Source organism: Sporosarcina oncorhynchi, from assembly GCF_033304615.1.
GTDB lineage: Bacteria > Bacillota > Bacilli > Bacillales_A > Planococcaceae > Sporosarcina > Sporosarcina oncorhynchi.
In genome coordinates, this window is record NZ_CP129118.1 from 3,420,090 (window position 1) to 3,446,796 (window position 26,707).

The 26,707-nt window shown below is 41.8% G+C and carries 23 protein-coding genes; 10 read left to right on the forward strand and 13 right to left on the reverse strand.

All coding sequences use genetic code 11. The annotated features are described in order from the left end of the window. Positions 1-33: 33 nt before the first annotated feature. Positions 34-1,062 carry a spore photoproduct lyase gene (gene splB, locus QWT69_RS16980; RefSeq protein WP_317967714.1) on the reverse strand — a complete coding sequence of 343 codons (1,029 nt, stop codon included), beginning with the start codon at positions 1,060-1,062 and terminating at the stop codon, positions 34-36. A 176-nt stretch (positions 1,063-1,238) separates the two neighbouring features. On the opposite strand from splB, the gene QWT69_RS16985 reads away from it, so the two are divergent. Both QWT69_RS16985 and QWT69_RS16990 read left to right on the forward strand, forming a co-directional pair. After that, positions 1,239-1,985, forward strand: coding sequence for a MerR family transcriptional regulator (locus tag QWT69_RS16985; RefSeq protein WP_317967716.1), 747 nt, complete (start codon positions 1,239-1,241; stop codon positions 1,983-1,985). Next, positions 1,982-2,641, forward strand: coding sequence for a VC0807 family protein (locus QWT69_RS16990; RefSeq protein WP_317967718.1), 660 nt, complete (start codon positions 1,982-1,984; stop codon positions 2,639-2,641). Before QWT69_RS16985 ends, QWT69_RS16990 begins: the two co-directional genes overlap by 4 nt. A 42-nt stretch (positions 2,642-2,683) precedes the next feature. Here QWT69_RS16990 and QWT69_RS16995 read toward each other — a convergent pair whose 3' ends face one another. Next, entirely contained in the window at positions 2,684-3,433 is a 750-nt protein-coding gene (locus QWT69_RS16995; protein ID WP_317967720.1) for a DUF5694 domain-containing protein, read from the reverse strand. A gap of 979 nt (positions 3,434-4,412) precedes the next feature. Between QWT69_RS16995 and QWT69_RS17000 the strand changes: the two genes are divergently transcribed. The 3 genes from QWT69_RS17000 to QWT69_RS17010 all read left to right on the forward strand — a co-directional run bounded on the left by QWT69_RS17000 (position 4,413) and on the right by QWT69_RS17010 (position 6,835). Further along, positions 4,413-4,967 (forward strand): sigma-70 family RNA polymerase sigma factor, encoded by a 555-nt coding sequence (locus QWT69_RS17000; protein ID WP_317967722.1) that lies wholly within the window; start codon positions 4,413-4,415, stop codon positions 4,965-4,967. Continuing rightward, entirely contained in the window at positions 4,964-6,064 is a 1,101-nt protein-coding gene (locus QWT69_RS17005; RefSeq protein ID WP_317967724.1) for a DUF4179 domain-containing protein, read from the forward strand. The genes QWT69_RS17000 and QWT69_RS17005 overlap by 4 nt, the downstream gene beginning before the upstream one ends. A 237-nt stretch (positions 6,065-6,301) precedes the next feature. Further along, positions 6,302-6,835, forward strand: a complete 534-nt coding sequence (locus QWT69_RS17010; protein WP_317967726.1) for an ECF transporter S component — start codon at positions 6,302-6,304, stop codon at positions 6,833-6,835. 177 nt (positions 6,836-7,012) lie between these two features. Here QWT69_RS17010 and QWT69_RS17015 read toward each other — a convergent pair whose 3' ends face one another. The 3 genes from QWT69_RS17015 to QWT69_RS17025 all read right to left on the reverse strand — a co-directional run bounded on the left by QWT69_RS17015 (position 7,013) and on the right by QWT69_RS17025 (position 10,477). Continuing rightward, the gene (locus QWT69_RS17015; protein WP_317967728.1) at positions 7,013-8,281 is read right to left on the reverse strand and encodes a DUF4179 domain-containing protein; all 1,269 of its coding nucleotides are present in this window, start codon (positions 8,279-8,281) and stop codon (positions 7,013-7,015) included. Then, entirely contained in the window at positions 8,274-8,807 is a 534-nt protein-coding gene (locus QWT69_RS17020; protein ID WP_317967730.1) for an RNA polymerase sigma factor, read from the reverse strand. The genes QWT69_RS17015 and QWT69_RS17020 overlap by 8 nt, the downstream gene beginning before the upstream one ends. A gap of 122 nt (positions 8,808-8,929) precedes the next feature. After that, entirely contained in the window at positions 8,930-10,477 is a 1,548-nt protein-coding gene (locus tag QWT69_RS17025) for a malate:quinone oxidoreductase (protein WP_317967732.1), read from the reverse strand. A gap of 294 nt (positions 10,478-10,771) precedes the next feature. Here QWT69_RS17025 and QWT69_RS17030 point away from each other — a divergent pair, with 294 nt between their 5' ends. After that, positions 10,772-11,101 carry a DUF3889 domain-containing protein gene (locus QWT69_RS17030; RefSeq protein ID WP_317971158.1) on the forward strand — a complete coding sequence of 110 codons (330 nt, stop codon included), beginning with the start codon at positions 10,772-10,774 and terminating at the stop codon, positions 11,099-11,101. Positions 11,102-11,164: 63 nt separating this feature from the next. Here the strand turns inward: QWT69_RS17030 and QWT69_RS17035 are convergent, their stop codons facing one another. Then, positions 11,165-12,367: a DUF4317 domain-containing protein gene (locus QWT69_RS17035; RefSeq protein ID WP_317967734.1), complete on the reverse strand. Its 1,203-nt coding sequence runs from the start codon at positions 12,365-12,367 to the stop codon at positions 11,165-11,167. 246 nt (positions 12,368-12,613) lie between these two features. Continuing rightward, positions 12,614-14,344 carry an ABC transporter ATP-binding protein gene (locus tag QWT69_RS17040; RefSeq protein ID WP_317967736.1) on the reverse strand — a complete coding sequence of 577 codons (1,731 nt, stop codon included), beginning with the start codon at positions 14,342-14,344 and terminating at the stop codon, positions 12,614-12,616. A 123-nt stretch (positions 14,345-14,467) separates the two neighbouring features. Between QWT69_RS17040 and QWT69_RS17045 the strand changes: the two genes are divergently transcribed. The 3 genes from QWT69_RS17045 to QWT69_RS17055 are packed head-to-tail and all read left to right on the forward strand — an operon-like array spanning position 14,468 to position 19,239. Continuing rightward, the gene (locus tag QWT69_RS17045; RefSeq protein ID WP_431312300.1) at positions 14,468-15,889 is read left to right on the forward strand and encodes an ABC transporter permease; all 1,422 of its coding nucleotides are present in this window, start codon (positions 14,468-14,470) and stop codon (positions 15,887-15,889) included. Positions 15,890-15,903: 14 nt separating this feature from the next. After that, entirely contained in the window at positions 15,904-17,400 is a 1,497-nt protein-coding gene (locus tag QWT69_RS17050) for an ABC transporter permease (RefSeq protein WP_317967738.1), read from the forward strand. A 27-nt stretch (positions 17,401-17,427) separates the two neighbouring features. Then, complete coding sequence (locus QWT69_RS17055) at positions 17,428-19,239, forward strand: ABC transporter substrate-binding protein (RefSeq protein WP_317967740.1); 1,812 nt, start codon at positions 17,428-17,430, stop codon at positions 19,237-19,239. 83 nt (positions 19,240-19,322) lie between these two features. Here the strand turns inward: QWT69_RS17055 and QWT69_RS17060 are convergent, their stop codons facing one another. Next, positions 19,323-19,835, reverse strand: coding sequence for a YehS family protein (locus QWT69_RS17060; RefSeq protein ID WP_317971162.1), 513 nt, complete (start codon positions 19,833-19,835; stop codon positions 19,323-19,325). 106 nt (positions 19,836-19,941) lie between these two features. Continuing rightward, positions 19,942-21,012, reverse strand: coding sequence for a helix-turn-helix transcriptional regulator (locus tag QWT69_RS17065; protein ID WP_317967742.1), 1,071 nt, complete (start codon positions 21,010-21,012; stop codon positions 19,942-19,944). A gap of 182 nt (positions 21,013-21,194) precedes the next feature. Here QWT69_RS17065 and QWT69_RS17070 point away from each other — a divergent pair, with 182 nt between their 5' ends. Then, positions 21,195-23,246, forward strand: a complete 2,052-nt coding sequence (locus tag QWT69_RS17070) for a S9 family peptidase (protein WP_317967744.1) — start codon at positions 21,195-21,197, stop codon at positions 23,244-23,246. A 62-nt stretch (positions 23,247-23,308) separates the two neighbouring features. On the opposite strand, the gene QWT69_RS17075 is transcribed toward QWT69_RS17070, so the two are convergent. The 4 genes from QWT69_RS17075 to rlmH form a co-directional block, all read right to left on the reverse strand. Next, positions 23,309-23,698, reverse strand: coding sequence for a hypothetical protein (locus QWT69_RS17075; protein ID WP_317967746.1), 390 nt, complete (start codon positions 23,696-23,698; stop codon positions 23,309-23,311). Between the two features lie 357 nt (positions 23,699-24,055). Further along, entirely contained in the window at positions 24,056-24,781 is a 726-nt protein-coding gene (locus tag QWT69_RS17080; RefSeq protein ID WP_317967748.1) for a 3-ketoacyl-ACP reductase, read from the reverse strand. A gap of 207 nt (positions 24,782-24,988) precedes the next feature. Continuing rightward, entirely contained in the window at positions 24,989-25,879 is an 891-nt protein-coding gene (locus QWT69_RS17085; RefSeq protein ID WP_317967750.1) for a DMT family transporter, read from the reverse strand. A gap of 318 nt (positions 25,880-26,197) precedes the next feature. Continuing rightward, positions 26,198-26,677: a 23S rRNA (pseudouridine(1915)-N(3))-methyltransferase RlmH gene (rlmH, locus tag QWT69_RS17090; RefSeq protein WP_317967752.1), complete on the reverse strand. Its 480-nt coding sequence runs from the start codon at positions 26,675-26,677 to the stop codon at positions 26,198-26,200. Positions 26,678-26,707 lie beyond the last annotated feature (30 nt).

Here is a 26,707-nt window from a genome sequence, read left to right on the forward strand (position 1 = left end):
TGACCGTTTTTTCTCTCCGCAGACACAACCCGACTACGTAAAGTATTCAATTTTTGCATTTGGAAAGTACTTGTTTGCATATCCATACAGAAGCTCTTTGATCATATCCTCTTCATCTTTCTGGTAGATATATTTACCAATGCCATACTTGCCCCACTTATAACGCCTCTTTTCTTCATCCAACTCAAGCTTCGTCTTCGGATAATTCTTTTCAATGACTCGTTTCGCAGGTTTCGTAAAGCGGTGTTGAATGAATTCAAACGTTATGTCATCACGCGTATCTGCTGGTAATTCCTCATTCAGCCGTTCAAATAAATGATAATAACCTTGTTCCCACCCGTCATGAAGGTAAATCGGTGCGACTATGAAACCTAGCGGATAGCCCGCTCTCGCCACTTTTCCCGCCGCCTCAATGCGTTTATCAAGAGGAGAGGTTCCCGGCTCAAAATTCTTGATGACATAATCGGCATTCACACTGAACCTAAAACGCGTATTGCCATTGTGCTTCGCGTCCAGCAGATGGTCGACAAAATGGAACTTCGTCACAAATCGTAATCTGCCAAGTTCCGTCTGTCCGATATGTTCGATTGCTCTTTTCAAGGAATGGGTTAGATGGTCAATACCGACAATATCCGACGTACATGCTGCTTCAAAACGGGTGATTTCAGGTGCACGTTCCTCGATATAGCGATCCGCTGCCTCCAAAATCTCTTCCACATTCACATACGTCCGAATATATGGCTTCGTTCCCATCGTCGTCTGCAAATAACAGTAATGGCAATGCCCCATGCAGCCCGTTGCAAGCGGAATTGCATACTCTGCGGAAGGTTTTGACGTTTCGAATTTCAATGTTTTTCGTATGCCTACAACAAGCGTCGACTTGGCAATCCTGTACTTCTGCGCATCCGTTTCACCCGGCAAATCTCGAATCTGGTTATGCGACGTCGTAAACCGTGTTTCAATGCCCATCTTCTCGAACTTCTCCTTCAGTTCCTTCCCTAACGGATAATCAAGCGCATTCGGTTCAAAATAAACTAACTGCGGCACGAACGGTTTATTCATACGGCCATCGACCTTCCAATCGTCTTTTCATAAGCTCACCTTTTCCTTTTCCCTTAGCTTGTCTAAAAGGCGCGGAATTATGAACTTGGATGCTTTTATTAGTTTATTCAAATGATTCTTGCCCCTAACGTTACGTAAGGTCTTATAATGAATGTAACGTTAGGAGTTGAACATAGATGTATACAATCGGTAAGGTTGCTTTAATGAGCAATGTGACTGTCAGAACTTTACGCTATTATGATGAAATCGGTTTATTGCCTGCCGAGAAGAATGCGCATGGCCATCGATTTTACACAGACAAGGATGTTTCCAAGCTTCACTACATCCTGACATTACGGGATATAGGATTGCCACTTGAGTCCATCCAAACAGCTCTATCGGGCAAACAGGTAAACGTTCGAGATGTCCTCACAATACGGCTGAAAATGATTCAAACAGAAATGAAACAGTTGAAGAAAATGGAAAGCTCCATCACATCCTTAATAGTACTAGCGGAAGTTGAACAGGCAACCGACTGGGAATCGGTCTTCGCTACCTTTTATACGCTTCCAGACAATCAGGATGCACTGAAAAGTTTATGGGGACATCATTTTTCCGAGGAAGAAGTCGAAACGTTACTCGATCTTCCTCACTTAGGTGGAGGTGGCGAATTAGCCGACACATCAGTCGACCTTCTAAAGGATGTCCGTGCAAACTTGCATATACATCCTGCAAGTGAAACTGCACAACAGTTGGCGAAGCGATGGGTTACGTGGGTGGACAACATGTATGAAGGTAATTCAGAACTTGCGAATAAAGTATGGGAAACAAGTCAACACGAGGAAGCTGTAGGCTTTTATCAGTTTGAGAAAGAGCTGGTTGCGTTTATTGAACAAGCGATTACGTATTATTATGAAACACAAATCAAGGACAACATGCCATGAAGAAATTAATATTGTTCGACCTCATTTTCTATATGGCACTACCTTTTCTATTATGGAATTATGGTCGAGAACCATTCGGCGATTATTATGCAATGCTGTTATCGACTATTCCAGGATTGGTCTATACGATTTACCGTTTTTACCGTGAACGGCAATTTAACATTTCTGGCTTGTTCATCATCTTCTCACTCTTCCTAAGTACAACCGTCAATGTGCTGTCGGGGGATGCAGAAAGATTATTGTGGAATCAAGTCTATCTTGGTTACGGGTACGCGGTGATATATGGCTTGTCGGTTTTATTCAGGAAACCTTTTGCCTTGTTTTTTGCGGTAGATTTTATGTACTTACAGGGTTATCCGCGCAAAAATAGCACAATGCTCTTTTCATCGAAAGGGATTTTTGTTTGGTATCAGCTATTGACGATACTTATCTGCATCCGTGGAATTTTCCAAAGCTCGCTGAAAGCCTGGCTTCTTAACAAATATGGTGTAGACGGATATGGACAGATGTTAGTGTATATGCAAATCAGCGGGTGGATTTTCGGAGGTTTAATTACCGGCGGTTATTTCCTGATAGGCTCTATCACGAAGCGCTATGTGAGAAAGCATTATGGTGAAGATGTATCGATGGAGCCTCCGATTGGGGTGAATGAATAATAGACAGTTCCTCGGAACGGGACTGTCTATTACGGTTGGAGTTTATTGCAAATACTCCCGCACATCAACTAGCTCAAACAATCCACTTTCCCTCGCAAAGTTTGCGACGATTTCTACATGTGAAGCGCCGACGATGAACAGAATACGATCTTCTTCGAATTTTGCCAAGTCGGACAGATTCGCAAAAAGGATAAGATTACGCTGATACCACCAAAGAAGCCAGTCCATTCCTACATAGTCATTACCCTCTTTGATACGGGCCGTGTTGACGTAAACCCTGTGCATTTTTTCAACCATTTCGGTTTGATTGTAGTAAAGGATGATTTCTAAAACCGTCCTGCCTTTTGTCGATAGATCCACTTCATCATACCAGCCGAAAAGCTCTTCGTATAACGCGGGCTGGTTCGCTTTCGCCCATTCAGTCACTTCCCCGATATCCCTTTTGGCTGCACCTTTTTCCATCCAATCAACAGCATGGATTTCCTCATGATTCATATCGCGCGCAAGTCTGTAGCCAATTTGGTCAATTTCATTGGCGATTAATTGATAGTCTCCAACCAGGTACTTTCTATATTGATCATTGACGATGTCGCTCGATGTCTTTTCCGCTTCCACCGCTATTTTTGTCGGCTGAAATGCCTTCAGATGATTTACTACGTCAATAATTTCATGCTGCCTATGCGGAGCGAGCATATCATCCGCTTCGGTTTGGACCAAATCCCCAGTCGGCCCCATATGGAATGACCCCATAATCATAAGTTTTGGTTTAGCTATTGTTTCTCTTTGCATCATACTTCCCCCTTTTGCTGTGCTTCTATCATTTTAGCACTATTCTCTTAATTGTCAGCAAAAGGGGAATGGCTATCACCGCTTGGTTGAAGTCTATCACTGCTTACCCATTTACTAGGTGGTAAATTCATCTACTACTAGCGTTATCACCGACTCGCCACTCGCTATCACCGCTCAACATGAATCTATCACCACTTACCCATTTTCTAGGTGATAAATTCTTCTACTACTAGCGTTATCACCGACTCTATGGGCCTTATCACCGCCCTGTCGCATGTTATCACCGCTTATATGAAGTCTATCACCGCTTATGCGCATTCTATCACCGCTTATCTGCTCGCTATCACCGCTCCACACGAATCTATCACCACTTACCCATTTACTAGGTGGTAAATTCATCTACTACTTGCGTTACCACCGACTCTATGGGCCTTATCACCGCTTTGTCGCATGTTATCACCGACTCTTGACCTGATATCACCGACTCTATGGGCTTTATCACCGCTTATCTGCTCGCTATCACCGCTCCACACGAATCTATCACCACTTACCCATTTACTAGGTGGTAAATTCATCTACTACTAGCGTTATCACCGACTCTATGGGCCTTATCACCGCCTTGTCGCATGTTATCACCGACTCGCCACTCGCTATCACCGCTCCACACGAATCTATCACCACTTACCCATTTACTAGGTGGTAAATTCATCTACTACTAGCGTTATCACCGACTCTATGGGCCTTATCACCGCCCTGTCGCATGTTATCACCGACTCTCGATCGTTTATCACCGACTTTCAGCACTTTATCACCGCCTTGACCCCGTTTACCACCGACTCGCGGAAATCAGAGATTTATTTCCACCAAAAATTGTCATCATGCAACAAATTTAGTAGCACCATCAAAAAATGTGAGAATATCTTCGGTTTGGTACGATGTATTAAGTGTAGAGGCCTTTACGAGACAAGAAGGAGTTATCGGTATGAAAATTACATCTGACAACTTTATAAAACAATTTAAAAAAGGGAAAGAATGCGCGCTCGAATATGTAATCGATGAGTATGCTGGGATTGTAAAAGCAATTATCTATAATTCGCTACAATCCTATAATGATGCACATGTAGTAGATGAATGCATGAGCGATACTTTCCTAGGTGCCTATGAAAATGCAAAATATTTTTCAGGGGAGCAAGAGGATTTCAGAAAATGGATCTGCACGATTGCAAAGTTCAAAGCAATCGATGCCCAGCGTAAACTCATGAAACAACCTATTGCAACGGAAATCGAAGCGGATATACTAACGGTCCAGTCAGCCGAGGAAGAATTTATGATTCAATCGACTACGAATGAGTTGCTTGTTCTGATGGCTAAGTTGGATGAAGTGGACCGCGACATTTTCACAATGAAGTATTTCCTCAATATGCAAAACCAAGAGATCGCCTCAAAACTTGGATTGACGAAAGCCGCCGTCGACAACCGGTTATATCGGGGGAAAAAGCGGTTGCAAAAATTTCGTGTAGAAGGAGCGTACACATGAAAAACCTATACAAGCAATTTGATAAATTGAAAATGGACACGGATCTACAACCGATCGATGTCAACGAGTTGGAAAAAGCTCGCATTAAACAAAATGTGTTACGAAGCAAAAAGAAGAATCACATGCCTAAAATCGCTTCAGCAGCTGTTGCCGTTGTAGCTGCATCGTGCATCACATTTGGAGTAGCTTTCCCGACGTTAGCAGCCAAACTACCTATCGTTGGGAATTTGTTTGAATCATTCATTGACGAGGACAGATATGTGTTTGATGAATTTGCTGACTACGCATCTGATGTAGGTGTAACGAAAGAAAGTAATGGCATTCAAGTAACTGTGACAGATGCTGTGTACGATGGTGAGAATATTACGATTGCTTATACAATGACAAGCGATCAAGATTTAGGCGAGCGACCAATTTTGGAAGGCAAGCTGAGCGCTGAAGAATTTGGTGATAGCTACGAGCATTTTGGCTACTTCCCAAATTATTTAACAAAAAAGATTAGCGACACTGAATATGCAGGCTTATTTGTCTATCAGCTTATTGAGGGACCGAAGCCCGATGAAATTCATTTGAGTTGGGATGGCGACAGCATCATCAACTTGGGAAATACAAACAACGCTACTCACGGAGATTGGTCATTCCAAATGACCTTACAAGCTCTTGAAGGTAAGACAACTGAACTTGATGAATTAAGTATGTCGACAGCCGTTGAGGGTATTGATATTAATGTGTTTAAAATGACAGCAACGCCTATATCCACATCCATTTACTTGTCTGAGATAGTGGATATTCCCACAGTTACCTTAGAGGAAGATGAATGGCGTGGAATCACATTTGACTATGCAGTGTTTGATAATCTAGGGAATGAATACAAGACAATCCATTACAAAGACATTGGTCATAGTCCGGATTTCAAAAACGCTACAAGCAATGCAAGACTCACTACGACGCTCTTCCATGCGGATGCAACATCGATATCCATTGTGCCTACGGTAAATATATACAAGCAGGGAGAACAAGTTGGTAAAGACTTTATTCTGGAGTTGGCGACAGAACCTCAAAAGTTAGAAGCTATCCAAATACCGCTAAATAAATAATGGTTAACAAAAGGGCTATCCTAAAAGTCGTACTGAATGACTTTACGGATAGTCCCATTTTCTATCTAGCAGACAATTTTTCAATCCAATGTATACTTCCCATACTCAACGAGGTAACAGTTGCCGATAATCAAACGAATCTGACCCCTATACTTTGTTCCGATTTGACTCTTTCACTAGTATCAGTCGTTTGCTATTGTTAAATTATTGAATGAAACAACTAGGGGGCATTGACTTATGCAAAAAGCGGCGACACATACAAATTCGCGCACATTTGACCTAATTTTAACTTCCATGCTGATCGCACTCGTATTCGTTGCAACACTTCTTTTGAATATTAAGCTACCGATAACCGCTAACGGAGGACTGATTCATCTAGGAACGGCGATGCTTTTCATCGTCTCCATTCTGTTTGGTCCTAAAAAAGGGATGATTGCGGGAGCAGTCGGAATGGGTCTGTTCGACCTCGTTTCCGGTTGGGCATTATGGGCGCCCATCACGTTTTTCTCGCGTGGTATTCAAGGGTATCTTGTCGGGAAAATTGCTTGGTCAAACGGCCGTAACGGAAACAGCTTCGGTTTCAACTTATTGGCAACCATCGTGTCAACACCGTTCATGATTGCCGGGTATTACATCGGGGAAGCTATCCTGTTCAAGAGCTGGATCATTCCACTCGCGTCCATTCCGGGCGACATCGTTCAAACGGTCATCGGCTTGTTAGTAGCGATACCTGTTTGTGTACTTTTGAAAAAGACACCATTCTTCAAATGAACTACGACCGACCGAACGAATTATACGCATGAGAAACTCGACCACTATATAAAGCAGCACAACATTGAAGATGTTCTTTTCATCTACAATATCGCAACGTTTGCAGAGGATCCAACTATAATTTGGCTTAGACAATAAAACAACCAGGCAAACCGTTTCTACGGCTGCCTGGTTGTTTCATTTCACGTTAATTTTTATACTATCCCCATAACTCTTCTTATAATGCATCCCTTTAATATGAAGAGCATCTGGCATTTCATCACTTTCAAATAATAGAATCCGTTCCTTATAATCATCTACATGATCCTGTCGCAACAATGTCTTTAGCGGCACGGAACGTTCACCCGCTTGTATTGAAACCCCTTCAAGCATGACGTCATCTGCCGTCGCAATCGTCACTTGGATTCCCTTCTCCGTCTTCTCCACTTGCCGTACGAACAATTCTTTCTCGTGAATCAATACTGGATCTTCATTCAAATCGACAAGTGGAACAGTTGCATCGACATCCATATAGCCGACAAACGTCGATACAACGAGTTTCAGATCCTTCACTCCTTCTGGTAGCGCATCAAAGCTCAAGTCAAACGTACTCCCATTCCATGACGAAGATACGCCTGCTCCTTGATTATCAATCGGCTTCCCGTCTGCTAAGAGCTCCACACCATCAAATGCGCCTGTATACCGGTCGTAATTATCCACCTTTAGTTTTCCTGTAATTGTCGTCCGGCTCGGAGTTGCTGTAATCGCGTCAAACCGAATCATCCCCTGATCCACCTGAACAGTCTTCTTGATCGATTGCTTCCACTCCGTCTGCATCGCCTCATTTGGATTAAAAGGGAATGATACTTCGTGTTCCTTCATCGCTTGCCCTTCCTCCACTTCCTCAAAAAGATGAAGCGTCAAGTTCTTGGCGAACGGACTGACAGCATCAAATGTCTGCATTCCTGTTAGCTTGGTCTCCTCATCGTTGAGCGACCAAGTCCCACTAACTGCAAAAGAATTCGTTAACACACCAGTAATAGATCGGAACGAATAAGGTGGGTCTAAATCCACACCACCAGGATTTGTGAACGTGTAATAAAGGACAAACTGGCTCTTATCACTATACATCCCTTCAAGTTGTAGCTGTGATCCGTCATGGAGCATCACCGTCGCATCAATCGATTGACCCATTCCCGCTTCATTCAAATCGGATAGTGTTCCTGTCATAATGTCCTCGAATCCCAATAACTTTTTCCCATAATAGGCGAATGCGTTGTAATTGTAGCCGACGATGGATAAAAATAATAAAGCTACAACTGCCGCAACCCATTTTGGTGCAACTTTCCTCTTCCGTTCTGGCACCTTTTCGAGCGCCTTTCGTAAGCGGTCTTCTAGCTCGTCAGGTGCCTTTACTTCACCCAACCGTTCCTTTTCTTCTGTAAATCGCTTCTCTAGTTCAGTCAATGTTGTCACCTCCAAACGTCTCCCGCATCTTTTTTAGTCCGTTAAACACTCTCGATTTCACCGTTCCTACCGATACTTGTGTCATATCCGCTATCGTTCCATAATCAAGATCGTGGATATATTTCAGCTCAATCGCCTCTCTTTGATCTGTATTCACTTTTGACAACATGCGCTGCAAATCCATCCGTTGCTCGCTTTGCACGATGGAATCCAAGTTAGGCACAGTTTCAATTTGCTCCTCTGAATCTCCCATAAAGACCACTTTGCTCTGTTTCCGTAACATCTGTTTACATCTGTTGACGAGTATCGTTTTGCTCCAACTGTAAAAAGCCTCTTCCTTCTTCAGCTGGTGGATTGATTGGTACAGACTGACAATCATCTCTTCCATGGCGTCCATCGCGTCATGCGAATTGCCCATATATGTGAGAGCTAGCCGATAATAGTCGTCTTGCTGCTCTTGTATCAATTGCAGCAGTGCTTCTTTGTTCCCTTTTTTCGCCTTTTTCACTAGACGCACAAACTTCATGCCCTCACCTCTCCCCTATAAGAGTCTGCAACTATGCAAAAGGTTCATTTGAATATGTAATTTCATTGAAAAAGCCGAAAAACAGTATGTAACTGTCTTTCGGCTTTGTGGGCTTTAACGTTTTATTCGATTGTTTCAATATCGCCTTCGATAACGACTTCTGGGTCTGTTTCTACATCCTCATGTACCGGCACTTCATTCAAATCAAGTGCTTCTGCTGTGAAACGGTGAACTTCATCCAGAAGCTCCGTGTTGTCTACGAGAGATTGTCCATAAGACGGGATGATTTCTTTCAGTTTCGGTTCCCATTCCTTCAGTTTCTCTGGGAAGCATTTCTTGAACACTTCAAGCATGACGTGGACGGCGGTGGATGCACCTGGAGAAGCTCCAAGCAATGCAGCGACTGAACCGTCAGACGAACTGACGACTTCCGTACCAAATTGAAGTGTTCCTTTGCCTTTGTCTGTATCTTTGATGACTTGTACACGTTGTCCTGCTACGACAAGATCCCAGTCTTCGATCTTTGCCGTCGGGATGAATTCACGTAATTCTTCCATGCGCTTCTCTTTTGACAACATTAATTGCTCGATCAGATACTTCGTCAATGACATTTCTTTCGCGCCTGCCGCCAGCATCGTAAAAACGTTATTCGGCTTAACGGATGTGATCAGGTCCATATTCGATCCTGTTTTTAGGAACTTCGGAGAGAAGCCTGCAAACGGTCCGAACAGCAATGACTTTTTATTGTCGATGAAACGTGTATCAAGATGCGGAACGGACATCGGAGGAGCTCCAACTTTCGCTTTTCCGTATACTTTCGCATGATGCTGTTCGATAACTTTCGGATTATTGCATACCATGAAAATCCCGCTGACCGGGAATCCGCCAATATGCTTGCTCTCAGGAATACCCGTCTTCTGCAATAGATGAAGGCTACCGCCTCCGCCTCCGATGAATACGAATTTCGCCTGATGGTGTTCCGTTCCACCTTGCGCGTTTTTCACTTTCAAGTTCCATCCACCGTCAGCTGCACGCTTCAGGTTTTCAACACTATGTTTGTAATGGATATCTACGTTTTGTGTCTTCAAGTGGTCGAATAGGATACGTGTCAGTGCGCCGAAGTTGACGTCTGTTCCTGTATCAATTTTCGTTGCTGCAATCGGTTCTTTCGACGTACGGTCTTTCAGAATTAACGGAATCCATTCCATTAGTTTCTCTGAATCTTCCGAGAACTCCATTCCTTGGAACAAAGGATTAGAAGTCAACGCTTCGAAACGTTTTTTCAGAAAGTTTACATTGTCCTGACCTAGCACCATACTCATATGTGGCAATGCTTTAATGAAATCGCTCGGATTGCTAATCAGATTTTTCTTCGTAAGATAAGACCAGAATTGCATAGACAGCTGGAACTGTTCATTGATTTTGATTGCCTTACTTATATCGATTGAACCGTCTGGCTTTTCAGTAGTATAGTTGAGTTCACATAATGCCGCATGGCCAGTTCCTGCGTTATTCCACTCATTTGAACTTTCTTCTCCTGCATTATCAAGCTTTTCAAATACTTTTATATTCCATTCAGGCGCTAATTCTTTTAGAAGTGTCCCTAACGTGGCACTCATGATTCCGGCACCAATCAAGATGACATCTGTTTTAGTTTCTCCGTTACTCATTATACCCATCCTTACACCTTAGAATTTGTAGAAAGGAGCTAAGTCGCGAACGAATCGCACCTCTTTGCTCTTTCGATTATAACATATTATATTACAATTATTTATAGGTAAAGATTTTATCTTTTTAGATACAATTCCATACGATTATGACGGTCATACTCGTACTGTTTTTTATTAAAATCAATATAATTTTATCTATTCCTTCATTATACAGACTTCGCAAGTATTTTACAGGTATCGTGGCATGATTTCCACGAAATGATCCAACCTATTTTAAAGGAGTTGTGTTCATTGATGAAATTGTTTGTAGCCATCGGTCTGCTGTTTGCTAATCCTTTAACGACCATTACCCCGAGCACAGTTGCAATGGATAAGGAAATACCTGCTTATGCAAAATGGTCCAGACTTGCCTTGAAAGAAACAACAAAAAAATACCCCAATGCAAAAATCATCGATTACCTTTATATGGGTACGGTTCCCCAAGACGATAAAATGATTGCGACTTTTCAACTTTGGCTGAAAGAAAATAGCAAGGAGTTCGGTGTTAGAGTTAAGGTGACCTATGACACGGTCTCCCAACAGTATGTCAATGTGGAATTTGAGGAGTTTGCACGTCCTGTATAGGGGTCTCCAATTCAAATGAAAAAGCCGGCACAACTTGTTATCGTCATGCCGGCACCTTTTATTTCACTTTAATAATTCCTCTGAAATCAACTTAAAACCTTCAACCATTGCATCTTCTTCCACTTCAATGAGCAAACACAGTCTTCCGTCAACCGTTACTTGCCGGACGTATCGCAAGTCGGCCGGATTGATGGAGATATCCGCCACTTTCGTGCTAATTTTAATAGATTTAGACGTGAAACTCGGAACGACATCATTTGCATTCATCTCATACGTCTTGTCTTCCAGTATTTTTTGGAATGCCCGCTCCACCTTTTCCGTGCTAACTTCTTTAACGCCGCCCGCTTTGAGCACACGTTCAACTTCTTTCGTATCCAATAAAGGGATTGCGTCCCCATCCTCTTTATTATCTTCTTCAACCATCAACATGTTATGGATTTCATCGTAGACGCCTGCCAATGTGCGGGAATCGATTTCTTCCCCCATTACTTCCTTCACAATTTCTTCGAACACCGTCTTATTGTCTTCGGCCGTCATGATTTCTTCTCCATTCAACACATCTTCAATGAACCGATGATCAGGCTTGTTTGTCTTGCCCGCCGCATACAAAATGTGATTCACATCCGCTGCATTATCCGTGAAACACGGGAACAGGAAACCACCTACCGGGGACGTGGTGTTGACGATAGGATCTAGCGTGATGCTCGATTTGAATTCTTTTTCATTGAAGTCGAATACGAGCGATCGTTTCGGTAAATCTGTCTGGTTCATGCTGCAGAGGATGAACGGGGTTGAATACACTTCGTCACGGATGTCGCTGTCCGTCTCATCTTTGCTGCGCTTCGTCGGCTTGTAATAATTGCCGCGGATGAACGTAATCACAAGATCCTTCTCGTAATGGAAGTCCTGCACCATCTTCAGCGCCATACGTTGCATATTTTCCCGCCAATTGCCGATATCATCGGTCTGAAGCCCATCATACAAAATCTTTTGTGCATGCTCTTCGTTGTCGTCTTCATTATCCGATTGTCTCACGAATTTCACTTCAAACAGTTTCACACCTAACTTGCCACCAAGCACTTTCTTAAAGTTCGTAAAGAACAAATCCTGTTGCTCCTCATCGAGCAAAGCGAAAGGCTGGCTTACTTCATGGAAAATTTCACTACTCTCCGCTTGGATATATACGTTGTAAATCGTGTTAATTTTTAACAAATCAGTTCCCGCTTTAAAGTGCTTGCGAATATCCGCGATGTCCCTTTTATTCATCGATCATTCCAACTCCTTGGTTTGCAAATCCATCTATCTTTCATTATAACAAGGTTTCGCTGGGTATACAGATAACTATTTCCCTTGCTTAACTAAACGAATTATAGGTAAGGGTGCATCAAACCAACTATATAAAAGATTTAGGGAATTGAATGATTTTAGTAAATGAAAAACGCTACGTTCTGTTATGAACAAAGCGGCTTTTCACCATTACTGTCACTAGCCTACTAAACCGGACGATACACTTTACATAGCTACCCAATGCCCCTCCGTTACTTCTACCAGTGTTGTATTTTCAACATTGAACGTTCTTTCCGTTTGCTCTTCTCCGTTGAATTCACGATGTTTGTTTGCTCCTATCCGCGGATCTGGGATAGGAATTGCGGCTAACAGCAACTTCGTATAGGGATGCATTGGATTAGAGTACAACTCTTCGCTTTCCGCCAACTCGACAATCTTTCCTGCATACATGACTGCAACCCGATCACTAATATGCTTTACCATGGATAAATCATGAGCTATGAATAAATAAGTAAGACCCAGTTCGTGTTGTAACTTCTCTAGCAGCTTTACAATTTGCGTTTGAATGGATACATCAAGTGCGGATAATGGTTCATCACAAACGATGAACTTCGGTTCCACAGCCAAGGCTCTTGCAATACCAATTCTTTGACGTTGCCCACCAGAGAATTCATGAGGATAACGCATGGCATGCTCAGGTTCCAGCCCAACCATCGTGAGCAGTTCCTCCACCCTTTTTTTACGCTCTGTTTTGTTTTTACTGATACGGTGGATGTCCAATGCCTGACCGATTATATCAAGCACTTTTAAACGTGGATTCAACGAAGAATACGGGTCTTGGAAAATCATCTGCATATGCCTTCTCATACTCTTCATTTCCTTCTGGGAAAATCGGTTGATGGCCATTCCTTGGTACAGTACTTCTCCACTTGTCGGTTCGTCCAGCCGCAAAATTGCACGGCCGGTTGTCGATTTCCCGGATCCCGATTCACCTACTAGACCTAACGTTTCACCTGGACGAATGTAAAAACTGATATCGTCAACTGCCTTAGTCAGTCCCTTTTTGCCACTGTCAAAGTGCTGTTTAAGCGAATTTACTTGAATGAGAGGAACCGTTTTGTCAATTTCTTCAGGAAGTTGCGATACCTGTTTCTCTTTCTTCTTTTCATCCAGTCTAGGCAATGCATTCAATAACTTCCTAGTGTAGGGATGTTGAGGGCTTTCAAACACTTCTAACGTTGTTCCGCCTTCAACAATCTCCCCTTTCTTCATAACTACGACACGATCACACATTTCTGCTACTACACCTAAATCATGTGTAATTAAAATAATGGATGTGCCAAATCGCTGTTGAATATGTTTCATAAGCGTCAAGATTTGAGCTTGAATGGTTACATCTAACGCAGTTGTCGGCTCATCCGCAATTAGAAGAGCTGGTTTACAAGCCAGCGCCATTGCAATCATGACCCGTTGACGCATGCCTCCTGAGAATTCATGAGGATATTGGTTATAGCGAACTTCACTATCTTTAATGCCAACCATTTTTAGCAGTTCAATTGTTTCTTTCTTCGCTTCTGTCTTTGATACATCCATATGTTTCATAATGCTTTCACAAATTTGTTTCCCGACTACTTTTGTCGGGTTTAAAGAAGTCATTGGGTCTTGGAAAATCATTCCGATTCCTTTCCCTCTAATACCTTCCATTTCTTTTTCGGTCTTTTCGTTCAGGTTTTCTCCTTGAAACTCTATAACTCCCTCTTTCATATACGAAGGCGGCGATGGTAATAAACGCATGATGGATCGAGCAGTTACACTTTTCCCACTACCTGATTCCCCCACTATACCAAGGGTTTCTCCTTGGTTCACTTCAAAACTAACACCACGGACTGCGTTGAAATCTTCGTCTCTCATTGTAAAAGACACGTGTAAATCCTTCACTCTTAAAATGGGTTCCACAGGAAATCCTCCCTTTTTGTCATCAAAACTAAATTTGAACAATAGAATTGACAAACATTATCTCTTTGACTATAGTCTAGTATACCAATCGGAATTAAACAATATAAAAGGTGGTGGATTAATTTGGTGCACACTTTAGCTTCACTTCTTGAGAAATCTTTCAAGGAAGCTCAAGGAAAGAAAATCGTTCAGGCTTTGTTAGTTCTGGTAGCACTTCCCGTTCACCTAGTCGTTTATTTTATTTACTTGACTAGAAAGAAGGAGCAAAACCGCGATACCGTTTCGAATACTTTGCGATCGGAACTATCAGAGAAACAATTAGCCAATCAATGGCATGCTGAATATGTAGATCAACTCGTGCGAAAACGTAACTTCTTCCATGAAAATAACAGCGATCAAAACATACAAAAGATGGCCGAAAAGTTAGTGGCAAAAAGACAAGAAGAAGAGATTGCCAAGTATACCGACAATTTTCTGACTCAAAACGGACTACAGAAGGACACATATTGGCCGTATTTCCAATCACTAGTAAAGCAGCCTTATTTTTTACTTCTTACTTTCATTCCAGGAATTCTGATGTATGTAATTCTATTGCTGATTAGCACTCCTTTTCTAACTTATATTGTAGAAAGACTCTTACAAAGTGTGCTTGTAATTATGGGAGTTACAGTGTTGGTGTTTACGATTCTTTATATCTCACCATTCGATCCCGCCTCCAACATTCTTGGGGAATCGGCGACACGGGAACAGATTACAGCATTCAACCAGTTGCACGGGCTGGATCTCTCCTACTGGCAACAGCTTTGGAATGCACTCATAGGAATCGCTACATTCGATCTAGGTTCTTCGTTTGCAGGGAATGAAGATGTCGCTACAAGCATCGCAAATAAATTTCCAGTTACCTTAACAATTGCTCTTTTTTCCGTCATCATGGCAATTGTCATAGCGATTCCAGTTGGTATTCTATCTGCAACTCGCCCAAATTCATTTTTGGATTACTCGTTCATGTTCATTGCGTTGATTGGATTATCGATTCCAAACTTTTGGCAAGGACTTATCTTCATACTGAATTTCTCGATCAAACTTAATTGGCTTCCGGCTACATATAGTCCCGGCAATTACCTATCGATGATTATGCCCGTAGTCGTTCTTGGAACTGCACTCACGGCTTCCATCGCTAGAATGATGCGCTCATCGTTACTTGAAATCATTCACGAAGACTACATCATCACTGCACGGGCAAAGGGACTATCCAAAGGACAGGTGTTATGGAAACACGCTGTTGGAAATGCAATGATACCGGTCATTACTGTTATTGGATTGTTGTTCGGAGGCATGCTTGGAGGCGCCGCCGTAACGGAAAAGGTCTTCAATATTAGAGGGATTGGAAGTTACATCGTTGATAAGCAATTCATTCCTGATATCCCGGCTATCATGGGCGGGGTTGTCTATATTGCGATTACAATCTCGTTAGTCAATTTACTTATTGATATCCTATACGCATTCCTAGACCCAAGAATCCGTTCTAAGATAAACCAATCGTAAAGAAGGTGTAAGGCATGAAAGATTCCTTAACTAATCGTCATGCATTAGCAACGTCAATAGAATATCCTCAAGCCAATTTCACATGGATTCTGTCGTTAGTTCTGGCTGGAATCATCTTGTGGAATAGTTTTTCAACTTCAACAGGAGAGCTAAACCCTTTTGTATTTGCCTTATTCTGTGCTTACATGTTGACATCCTTGTTCCAATTATTCCTGACGTGGAAAATGAAAAAAGACTTGCTCGATACGGGAGAAATTCGTACAACAACAAGACGTTTAGGTTATATCCAATTAGCCAGCTTGCTGACGGGCAATGTTTTTGCTGCTGCTTTTGCTTTTAACTTAATCAATAAGAGGAAGACACCTGAATACACATTTGCGGTGTATATGTTACTGACTCAACTAGCGATTATTGCAATCAGCTCTGTGAATTTTTTTAAACCATATGTCAGCGACACATTTCTACCAGCTATGGTGATTCTTCTGTTCATTGCTCTGTTTTACTTATTCGTTCTGATCTTGACAGTCCGTTATGTGAGAGAGTATGAAGCCCCAGGGTGGATGTCTATCTTAGCTATTATTTTAATGGCCACAGCAGTTACAGGTAACTTATTTGCATTACTTCTAGGGTGGAGTCTGTTGATGAAATCCAAACGCTTTGACACTTCCAGACTATTGAAGTGGAATGTGATGTGGGAAAAAATCACTCGAAATTCTACCGCAACACTAGGCATGTTTTTCATCCTACTTATGCTAGGCATTTCGATTACGAGTCACTTCACATTCGACTATGCACTTGCCGTGGAGAATAATTACAGTACCATTTTACAATCTCCTAGTCTCGCTTACCCGTTTGGGACGGATAACTTTGGACGCGATGTGTTTTCAAGAATTGTGTTTGGTGCTCGGATCTCGCTGCTCGTCGGGTTCGCATCAACGCTGCTTCCCGGCATAATCGGCGGATTCCTTGGAGCAATTGCCGGATATTACAGCAATCGCATGGACAATTGGATTATGCGTTTGCTCGATATTCTGTATTCCATTCCTGGTATCTTACTGGCAATCGCTATTATCGCTGCATTTGGCGCTAATACTGTCAATTTGATTATTGCGCTAAGCGTTGGAGCCATTCCAACATATGCCCGAACAATGCGTGCGAATGTCCTCATGGTTTCAAACTATGATTTTGTCGATTCTGCAAAAGCGCTAGGTGCATCCGACTTTTCCATACTGTTTAAGCAGGTCGTACCAAATTCACTCGCTCCGATGATTGTAAAGTCCACCTTAACCATCGGCGGTGCAGTCATTGCAACAAGTAGCCTTAGTTACTTAGGCCTTGGCGTTGAGCCCCATATTCCAGAGTGGGGAAATATTTTGAAAGTCGGAAGTACGTATCTTGAAACAAATTCATATCTCGCTATTTTCCCCGGCCTTGCAATTGTATTGCTTGTCCTTTCATTCAACTTCTTGGGTGATGGATTACGAGATGCACTAGATCCTAAGCTTGATTAACAACTAAAAAATTGGAGGAATTTATCGATGAAAAAGAAACTATTAACACTGACCCTGCTGCTAGTGCTCGTGCTTGCAGGCTGTGTGAAAACAAAATCAGAGGTTGAAAGTGAAGGCAAAGAAGATGGCGGTAAAGGCAGTTCGAATGAGAAAGTACAAATTGAAGTCCTTGGAACGGCGGCGGGTGAAGAAGACTTAAATATTGTGCGAGATCAGCTCATCAAAAATGGTTTTGACGTCAAACTAAACATCCAGCCGGATTATGGATCTTTTTCGGCACAAAAAGACGCAGGAAACTTTGACATTGCCCTATCGAGCTGGACGACAGTTACCGGTAACCCCGACTATGCCGTCCGTGCGCTCTTCAAAACTGACGGAGCAAACAGTCTCGTCAAGGATGCTAAAGTGGATGAATTAATCGACCAGGCAAGTAGAGAAACCGCAGACGAATATACGAACACATACAAGGAACTTGAACAGCAACTTGTAACGGAAAAAGCATTCATCGCTCCACTCTATAATTCCTTTAAAGCGCAGGGGGTAAACAAAGAGGTATTGAATCCGGATACCGTTAGACTGGCAAAATCCCGTGCAGTGGCTTGGGAAACAATTGACTTCAAAGACGGGGCAAAACGTACTACTGAACCTCTTATTACACAACAAGCCATTGGTGACTTAACGTCGCTGGATCCGATCAAAGGAAATGATGGCTCAATAAATACACTTAACACCAATATGTACGTGAGACTCGTCAACCTAACAGATGAAGACGAAGTGGTTTCTGATGGTTCACTATCTCATAATTATGCAATGGCTGAAGGGAATTCAGACTATTACTTCCTTCTTCGCGATGACATTCACTTTGCATCTGTCTCGGATGGAAATGTCATCGATTCTGGTGAACGTGTTGGTGCAGAAGATGTTGTGTTCTCACTAGAACGTGCTAAAGACAAAGATTCCGTGCCGGATCACCGGACATACAGCTTACACGAACGTATTAAAAGCGCTGAAATTGTCACTGATCTAACAGAGCTAAAGAATACAAAAATTTCCGGCAGCGAAGAAACTGTTCTAGAAAAACTTGAACAGGGGCTCAAGACAAAACTATCCGGAATTGTAGAACATAAAACAGAAGCCGACAACGGCAAAGGCGATTATCAAGTCGTCAAAGTCACAACGACCGAACCGTTCCCACAAGTCTTAAATTACTTGGCACACCAATCCGCGGGAATTGTTTCAGAAAAACAAGTAAAGAATATAAACACATATGATGTTGCATCCTTTAACTTGGATACGGATATTCCATATGGAGATCAGCGGACAATAACTGAAGGTGCAAAATATAACAACCAGCTCTATGCAAGCGGACCTTATATTCTCGTGAAGAAAAATGATTATCAGGCAGAGTTCGTTAAAAACCCTGGATATCGCACAGGTAGTGAATTTGAACCTAAAATCTCAACTGTAATTGTACGCTTCATCGATGACACAGATAGTGCCCTCTCAGCATTACGTAACGGTGAGATTCATCTCTTTAACGGCGTTCCCGAAACGAAGTACGACCTCGTAGAAAAAGCAGATAACTTGCTGCTTCAAAAGAGCGACAGCAATGCCGTTGCTTACTTGCAATTCAATACTGCCGGCCGCAAGGTTTCACAGAGTGAAAACTTACGTAAAGCTGTATTATTCTCTATCAATCAAGACGAGTTCTTAAATTATTACCACGGTAATAAGAAAAAAGCCTACTCGACAGTCAGCCCGCTCGTTGATACAGGAAACGAACTTGTAGCTGATTCAAGTAAGGTAAAAGAATTCTTAGAAGCCTATCACAAGGAATAACAGACATTCACAAGCCAACCAACCTTTTTTGAAATGCACCCCGAAAGTAAGCGCTGCTCGCTTACTTTCGGGGTTTTTCATCATTAATCCCGATATCGTAATGCCAACCCTTTTAGGAAGTTTCGCGCATATCGATCACCGCACTCCTTATAATTCCGATGACCTTCTTTACGGAGCACTGCACTCAATTCACTTTTGGATAGTTCAACTCCGGCTTCATGTAAAATAGCGATCATATCCTCACTAGTGAGAGAAAGTGCGATTTTCAATTTCTTCAGGACGATATTATTGACGTTGCGGTTAGTAGAAGACATGAGAAACTGGGTTTGACGATTTCCCTGCTTGTCCTCCTGTACACCTCTTTTCAACGTGACAAAGCCATTTAAAAAGGACTCTAATGTCGTGTTATCAATCGTTCTCCCATATTCCGTGTCTTCCTCATCAGCATCTGTATTTTTCATTTTCGTCAACATTTCTTTTACTTCTTCCTTCGTTGTTTGAATGCCACCCAGCCCAAATATCTCGACCATTTCCACATCTTTTATGTCGAGTGCATATCTCAACCTGCTCAGAATGTCATTATTATTCATGAATATCACCTTAATCCTTTCGTGTTTTACGGTTGACCTTAGTATAAAGCTTTTTACGGTTGATTACGATTAACATCAGTTGTTTTGAGCTAGTACTTGTCATTCGTTCCAATTATTTTATTTTGTTAATTAACTCAATATATTGTGTATCTCCATATCCTACAGTCGGGAAAAGCTTGAATAGTTGTGTAAGCAATTGAGATTGTGGGAGCTGTTTATTCTTCAAAATATAAGCAGTGACAGGATTATTTTCCGTCTGCATACCTAAAAATATCTCGATCGCTTGATACATGAGCGGAAACAGTTCATGGATCGGCTTCGTATGATTGACTAATACTTCTTCATATACTGAACAATAGTCACCTAACGTAATCTCTGTTTGGTTAACTTTAAACTCGTCTTCCCTAAAGCTATTCAGAAATACTCGACCTTTGTAATCGGATTGTTCAAGGTACGCTAGAAGTGTCAACAAATTCATCTGACAAAACATATCTTCGCCGAACCATAAAACAATATAGGTATAGTCCTTCTCAAATAGATTCGATAAAGGTTTGATGACTTTATTGTTGTAGTTTTCCACCGTTACGCCGTGCCCCTTTGCACGCACTTCTATAAAATTATTATCGAAAATGGGCGTTGTTGTTGCATGTACACACATCGCTTCATTGAAGGGTGCATAATCAGATTCTCCCATAAGCTTCTTACTGTAAAATTCATCGTACATCATTTGTCCATTCAATATATTTAACACATCCTGGTCAAACAATTCACTTTTCTGGTTTTTTAGTTGGATAACCTCTGCTTCTCTATTCATCGTAACGCCACCCCTTCTTTCGTAAAACATCAACTTGGGAAACGATTGGACAGGCTTTTGATTGAGTTGAAATTCTCTCGGACTAATTCCAAACACTGTTTTAAACGCTCTGCTGTAGGCCTCTTGAGAGGAGTAACCATAGTCAAACGCTATGTCTATAATCTTCCGGTTTTTCACTAAATCTTCCGTAGATACATACAACCTTCTCAGAAGAATGTATCTTCTAATGCTTATCCCTGTTGCCTGATGAAATCTAAACGAACAATAATAAGGGGAATACCCCATATAATTTGCTAAATCCTCTAGCGAAAACACATCTTTTAAACGCCCCTCAATCCAATCAATCATTTGCTGTATATATTCATTCATCTGCCCCACCCCTGAAGTAAAGTATAGCTTGCATCGAATCTATTCTTATGACAATTGTTGTGTTTTAAAGATAAATCGTAGTTCTATGAAGGGCAATGCATAGAGTCCGCGGGAAAAAGAGGGTTTCCTCATTCGTATCTCGAAAATAATACGTATACCGAAAGATCGAGAGGAGAAGTTTGATGAAACCACCTATTGCAAAACACATTCCACATCCCCACGAACTGCATGGCGATGTGCGCGAAGATGATTATTATTGGATGAAAGATAAAGAAAACCCAGAGGTCATTCAATACTTGGAGGATGAAAACCGTTATTACAAAGAAATTATGGAACCGTTGAAAGACAGTACGGAGCAGATCTATCAAAGCATGATGGATCGAGTGCCTGATTCTGAAGTGGATGTCCCCATTCAACGTGGTCCGTATTTCTATTATTCCCTACTGGACAAAGCGAAACAATATCCGATTTTCGCGCGCAAGAAAGCGGAAAGCCGCGACCATTTGGATGAAGCATCAGAAGAAATTGTGCTCGATTTAAATGACCTCGCTACACAGAGTGACTATTTAAATGTGACTGTGCAACGTATGAGTTCCGATCATACTCGCCTTGCCTATTTAGAAAACCGAGACGGTACAGACCGCTATACGGTGTTTGTGAAAGATATGGCAACGGGCGAGCTATTACCAGACCGAATTGCAGATGTATTTTTATATGGTAGTTTGGAATGGAGCGATTGCGGAAATTATCTCTTTTATATTACAGTCGATGAAAACCAGCGTCCTTCTCAATTATGGCGACACCGTTTAGGTGAAGATACAAAAAGTGATGAAATGCTTTACGAAGAGACGGATGATACATTTTCTTTGTATATGGATAAATCACAGAGCGGTAAATTCATCTTCATTTATTCAGGGTCGAAAACGACAAGTGAAGTGCGTATGCTTGACGCCGCTTCTCCGCTATCATCATTGCAAGTGTTGGATGCGCGCCATGAAGGCATTCTGTACCAAGTCGAACATTGGGAAGATGACTTGCTCATCTTGACAAACGAAGGGGCAACGAACTTCCAGCTCCTACGTTGTCCACTCACGGATATTCACGCACGGGCAAATGTTATGCCTTACAACGAAGACCGTTATTTGCAGGCAGTATACCCGTTTCACGATAAGCTGCTTGTAGCAGGTCGGGAGAATGGATTGACGCAAGTGTGGGTGTTGCAAGACGATTCGTTAGAGCCAATTAGATGGGATGAGCCGTTATATAGCGTATCGGTTTTATCCAATCAGAGTTATGACACGACTGAAGCCTTAATCAGTTATGAATCTTTACTAACACCGGAAACAACATACGGACTGGACTTGCTTTCCGGACAGAAACAGCAGTTGCAAGTGGCACCCGTCAGCGGTGAATATGATCCTGCTCGCTTCCGCCAAGAGCATTTGTGGGCTACGGCAGAAGACGGTGTCAAGGTACCGATGACGATGGTCTATCGCGAAGGCGCGCTCGATAACGGACCCGCTCCGCTCATTTTACACGCCTATGGTTCATACGGATCCAATAGTGATCCATACTTCAATCCATATCGACTTCCGCTCCTTGAAAAAGGGATTGTGTTTGTCACAGCACAAGTACGCGGCGGTTCCGAAATGGGATGGAACTGGTATGAAGACGGAAAGATGGAGAACAAACGGAACACGTTCACCGACTTCATAGCTGCTGCAAAGCATCTTATCGATGAAAACTACACGACCAAGGATCAACTAGCTGCGCGCGGAGGCAGTGCAGGAGGATTACTTGTAGGGGCTGTTGCCAATATGGCAGGCGACCTGTTCCAAGTCATCGTTCCTGAAGTGCCATTCGTCGACGTTGTCACAACGATGCTCGATACAACCATCCCCCTAACTACTTTAGAATGGGATGAATGGGGAAATCCACAGAAAAAGGATGACTATTTCTACATGAAATCCTATAGTCCTTATGACAATGTCGAAGCGAAAGAGTATCCGAATCTATATATCACAACCGGACTCAACGATCCACGTGTCGGGTACTGGGAACCAGCGAAATGGGTTGCGCGTCTGCGCGAGCTTAAAACGGATGACAACACCCTCGTTATGAAAACGAATATGGGTGCAGGCCATTTTGGAGAATCCGGCCGTTTTAATCATTTGAAGGAAGCTGCTGCCTGTTACGCGTTCATGCTGGACAAGATTGGCGCGAATCAGAAGTGAGAATGCCAAATCCCCCGTGCTGACTGCATGGGGGATTTGTATGTACGCAGGTTCTTTGGGTTTTATTCGACAATCAAAAACTGGTTGCCCTCCGTCACATAACGATGCGAGCCAAACTCCCTGGAAAGGACTACTGTTTTCACCGCATGCTTCTTATGCGCAAACACTAAAAGGAACCGATCATCAAGCATATCAATTCCACCGTTATCGCCTTTAAACCGGATTCCCATGGTCGCATCCATTTCCTCTTTGGAAGTATACGGACCGAACACGGCAACCTGATCCCATTCAAATGAGGTCAATTCCGCCAGATCCACTCTTTCCTCCCCCTGTTTCAGCAAATCACCGATCTTTTCAGCCAGAATTAGATCCTGACTAGCCCGGTGGGAAAAGAACTCTATCGCCACAAACAGCAACCCGATCACCAGCAGGATGTAAATGATCTTTTTCATTAAATGGATTCTCCATTCTCTTTTTCCGTTTGGGAATATGACGATGAATCCGTGATTGGGTTGCATTGGTATGGCTTAGAGATTCGCGGGATCGGGTGGTTGGCTGTTGATGGAGAGCATTTAATGGAATTTAAGGAGGAACGTGTAATGTAGATGTCTCAGTTTTCATTCCTCGTATCGGATCGTCCCCTCAAAAAAGTGGATCACAGCGGTATTGCTGAATTAACCGTACGGAGGATAAATCACAGAGCGATAAATTCATCTTCATTTATTTATTGGCGTACAAAAAAAACACGAGATTATCTACGTTCGATGTCCCGTGTTTTTTCTATATCTATTTTCTTCTTGGTATAGAGCTTAAAATGGATTAGTAGCGATGAAGCTTGCTGTTTTCACATATACACGCGGGCTTAATTTTAATTGATTTACGACAAATTCAGCAATGTCTTCCGCTTGTATTAATTTGGACTCATCGTTTTCTTTAATTAAGTTTAAATCAAGTGCTAAATCAGTTGCTACAGTACTAGGTGTCAAAGTTGAAACACGAATATTATTGCGTCGCACTTCTTGTGCCAGTGATTCTGTAAAACCAATTACAGCAAATTTTGATGCACTGTATGCACTGGAAGTAGCTGCTCCATTTAAACCATTTGTAGATGATATCGTAATGATGTCGCCTGTATTTTTTTCAATTAACTGCGGTAATACAGCACGCGTAACATAATACGTACCCATTAAGTTCACATCGAGTATGTTCTTCCATTCCTCAGGGTCCATTTCCATGACCGTACCGAATGTTGCAATACCTGCATTATTTATTAAAATATCAGCCGGGCCTAAATCTTTTGTTAATGATGCTATCGCTGCATCTACTTGCTCTTTTGACGAGACATCAGCCGTTGCGTAAGCTACTTTCACTCCGTAACTTTCAATGTCTGCAGCCACTTCTTTTAAAGCAGACTTTGTTCTCGCAAGTAATCCAATATGGACACCTTCTTTTGCTAAGTGAAGTGCTATTGCTTTCCCAATACCTCTTGCTGCGCCAGTAACAAATGCTGTTTTTCCATTTAATGATTGTGCCATTTTTATGGACTCCTTTCATATCTACTATGTCTGTCCTGTCATTATACCCGTTGAGTTGTTCCCTAGCATGAATGAGAACTTATGATGCAGTAAGAATCACTATTGACATCAGTTAGTTAACATCGATAATTTAAACAGTATGTTTTTCCCAAAATATAAACTAATGCATTTTGATATTCATGTAACAGTAAATTTAAAGTGGCCTTGTTAATTTAACCTGCTAGTTAGCCTTTTTCGCTGGTATGTAGATAAGACTACCCCGCCTACTATAAAGAGTGACCCTAACATTTCTGCTCCCGTTATAGGTTTGTATAGTAATATTAAGCCCATTATCATAGCAACAAACGGTTCCAAATTAGATAAGATTGAAGCTTTTGAAGCATCAACATATCTAATGTTGCTATTCCAAATCAACGTCGCTATTCCGTGCACAACAACAGCCGTTACGATCAATAAAGACCAATCCGACACTTTAGAACTTATTATGATGGGCGTATCAAGTATAAAAACAAAAGGAATTGACACAATCAAGCCGACAATGTTTGAATATAAAGTTATGGAAAGCGGATCAATTCGATTGGAAAGAATCCTCGTCATAATAATCATAATAGCGAATGTCACCATCGTAATCACGATCCAATATAAACCTTTATCGATATGCAAAGAAGACAAATCCCCTTTTGCAACAACAAAATAAATCCCTATGATCGCAACAATAGATCCCACCAACATTCGAATGGTCAATTTTTCTTTTAAGAAAATGCTAGCCAAAACACCAGTTAAAATAGGCGTAGTTGCCAAAATTAATGCAGACGTCGTTGGATCAGCTGTTTGTAAACCTTCAAAAAAAGACCACTGATTTATAAAAACACCGATAACCCCTAGAAAGAAAACCGCTAGTACATCGGATTTATTAAGTCGTTTAAAATGTCCTCTGTAGAAGGATAATCCAATTAAAAAAAGTACTATAAATAGAAGTCTAAGCGTGGTGATCAGTGCTGGAGAGAAATCTTGGACTAATATCTTCCCAAAAACAAAATTGCTTCCCCACACGATTACACAAAAAGTTAGCCAAGCGTATGCTTTCAACCTATTCATCATCCTTCCACCAACCAAATGCCAACTGTCCTATTCTATACGTATGAAAGCTTTCCGTATAGATTTTTGTTTGAATTGATGAATGTAGGTTGGCCTATCTGTAAAGGATTAAAACGTAGGAAGAGGATTGAAGTGCTCTTGGAAAGCGAAATAGACAGTATTTTAAATTTGGATACCTCTTTGTATGCCAATCATTAAAAAAAGCCGTAACCTACAAGAATAGTCCTTGTTGGTTACGGCTTTTTATTTGAATAATGATATTTTATTTATTCTGAAGAGCTAATAGATGCTCCCTCTTCAGACTTGAGAAGACCTACGTTATTTATGATATGGTTCATTCCGCATTATTCGAAAAGCCCGATACACTTGCTCTACTAATACTAACTTCATAAGCTGATGCGGGAACGTCATCTTTGAAAATGACAGCAGCTCATCTGCTCTTTTTGTGACATCATCATGTAAACCTAGTGATCCACCAATGACGAAAACGATTTTGCTTTTTCCGTACGTCATCAACGATTCGATGTTCGCTGACAGTGCCTCGGATGTCTTTTGTTTTCCTTCGATTGCTAACGCTATAACATGAGCATCTGCTCCGATTTTTGCGAGTATGCGGTCTGCCTCTTTTTTCTTCACGATTTCCATATCGGCTTCACTTAATGACTCCGGCGCTTTTTCGTCTGCCACTTCGACAATATCGATTTTTGCGTAAGCTCCAAGTCTTTTCGTGTACTCTTCGATTCCCATTTTCAAATATTTTTCTTTTAGTTTGCCAACTGACACAATTGTAATATTCACAGGTTGTCCACCTCTTTTAAAAAGTTATAA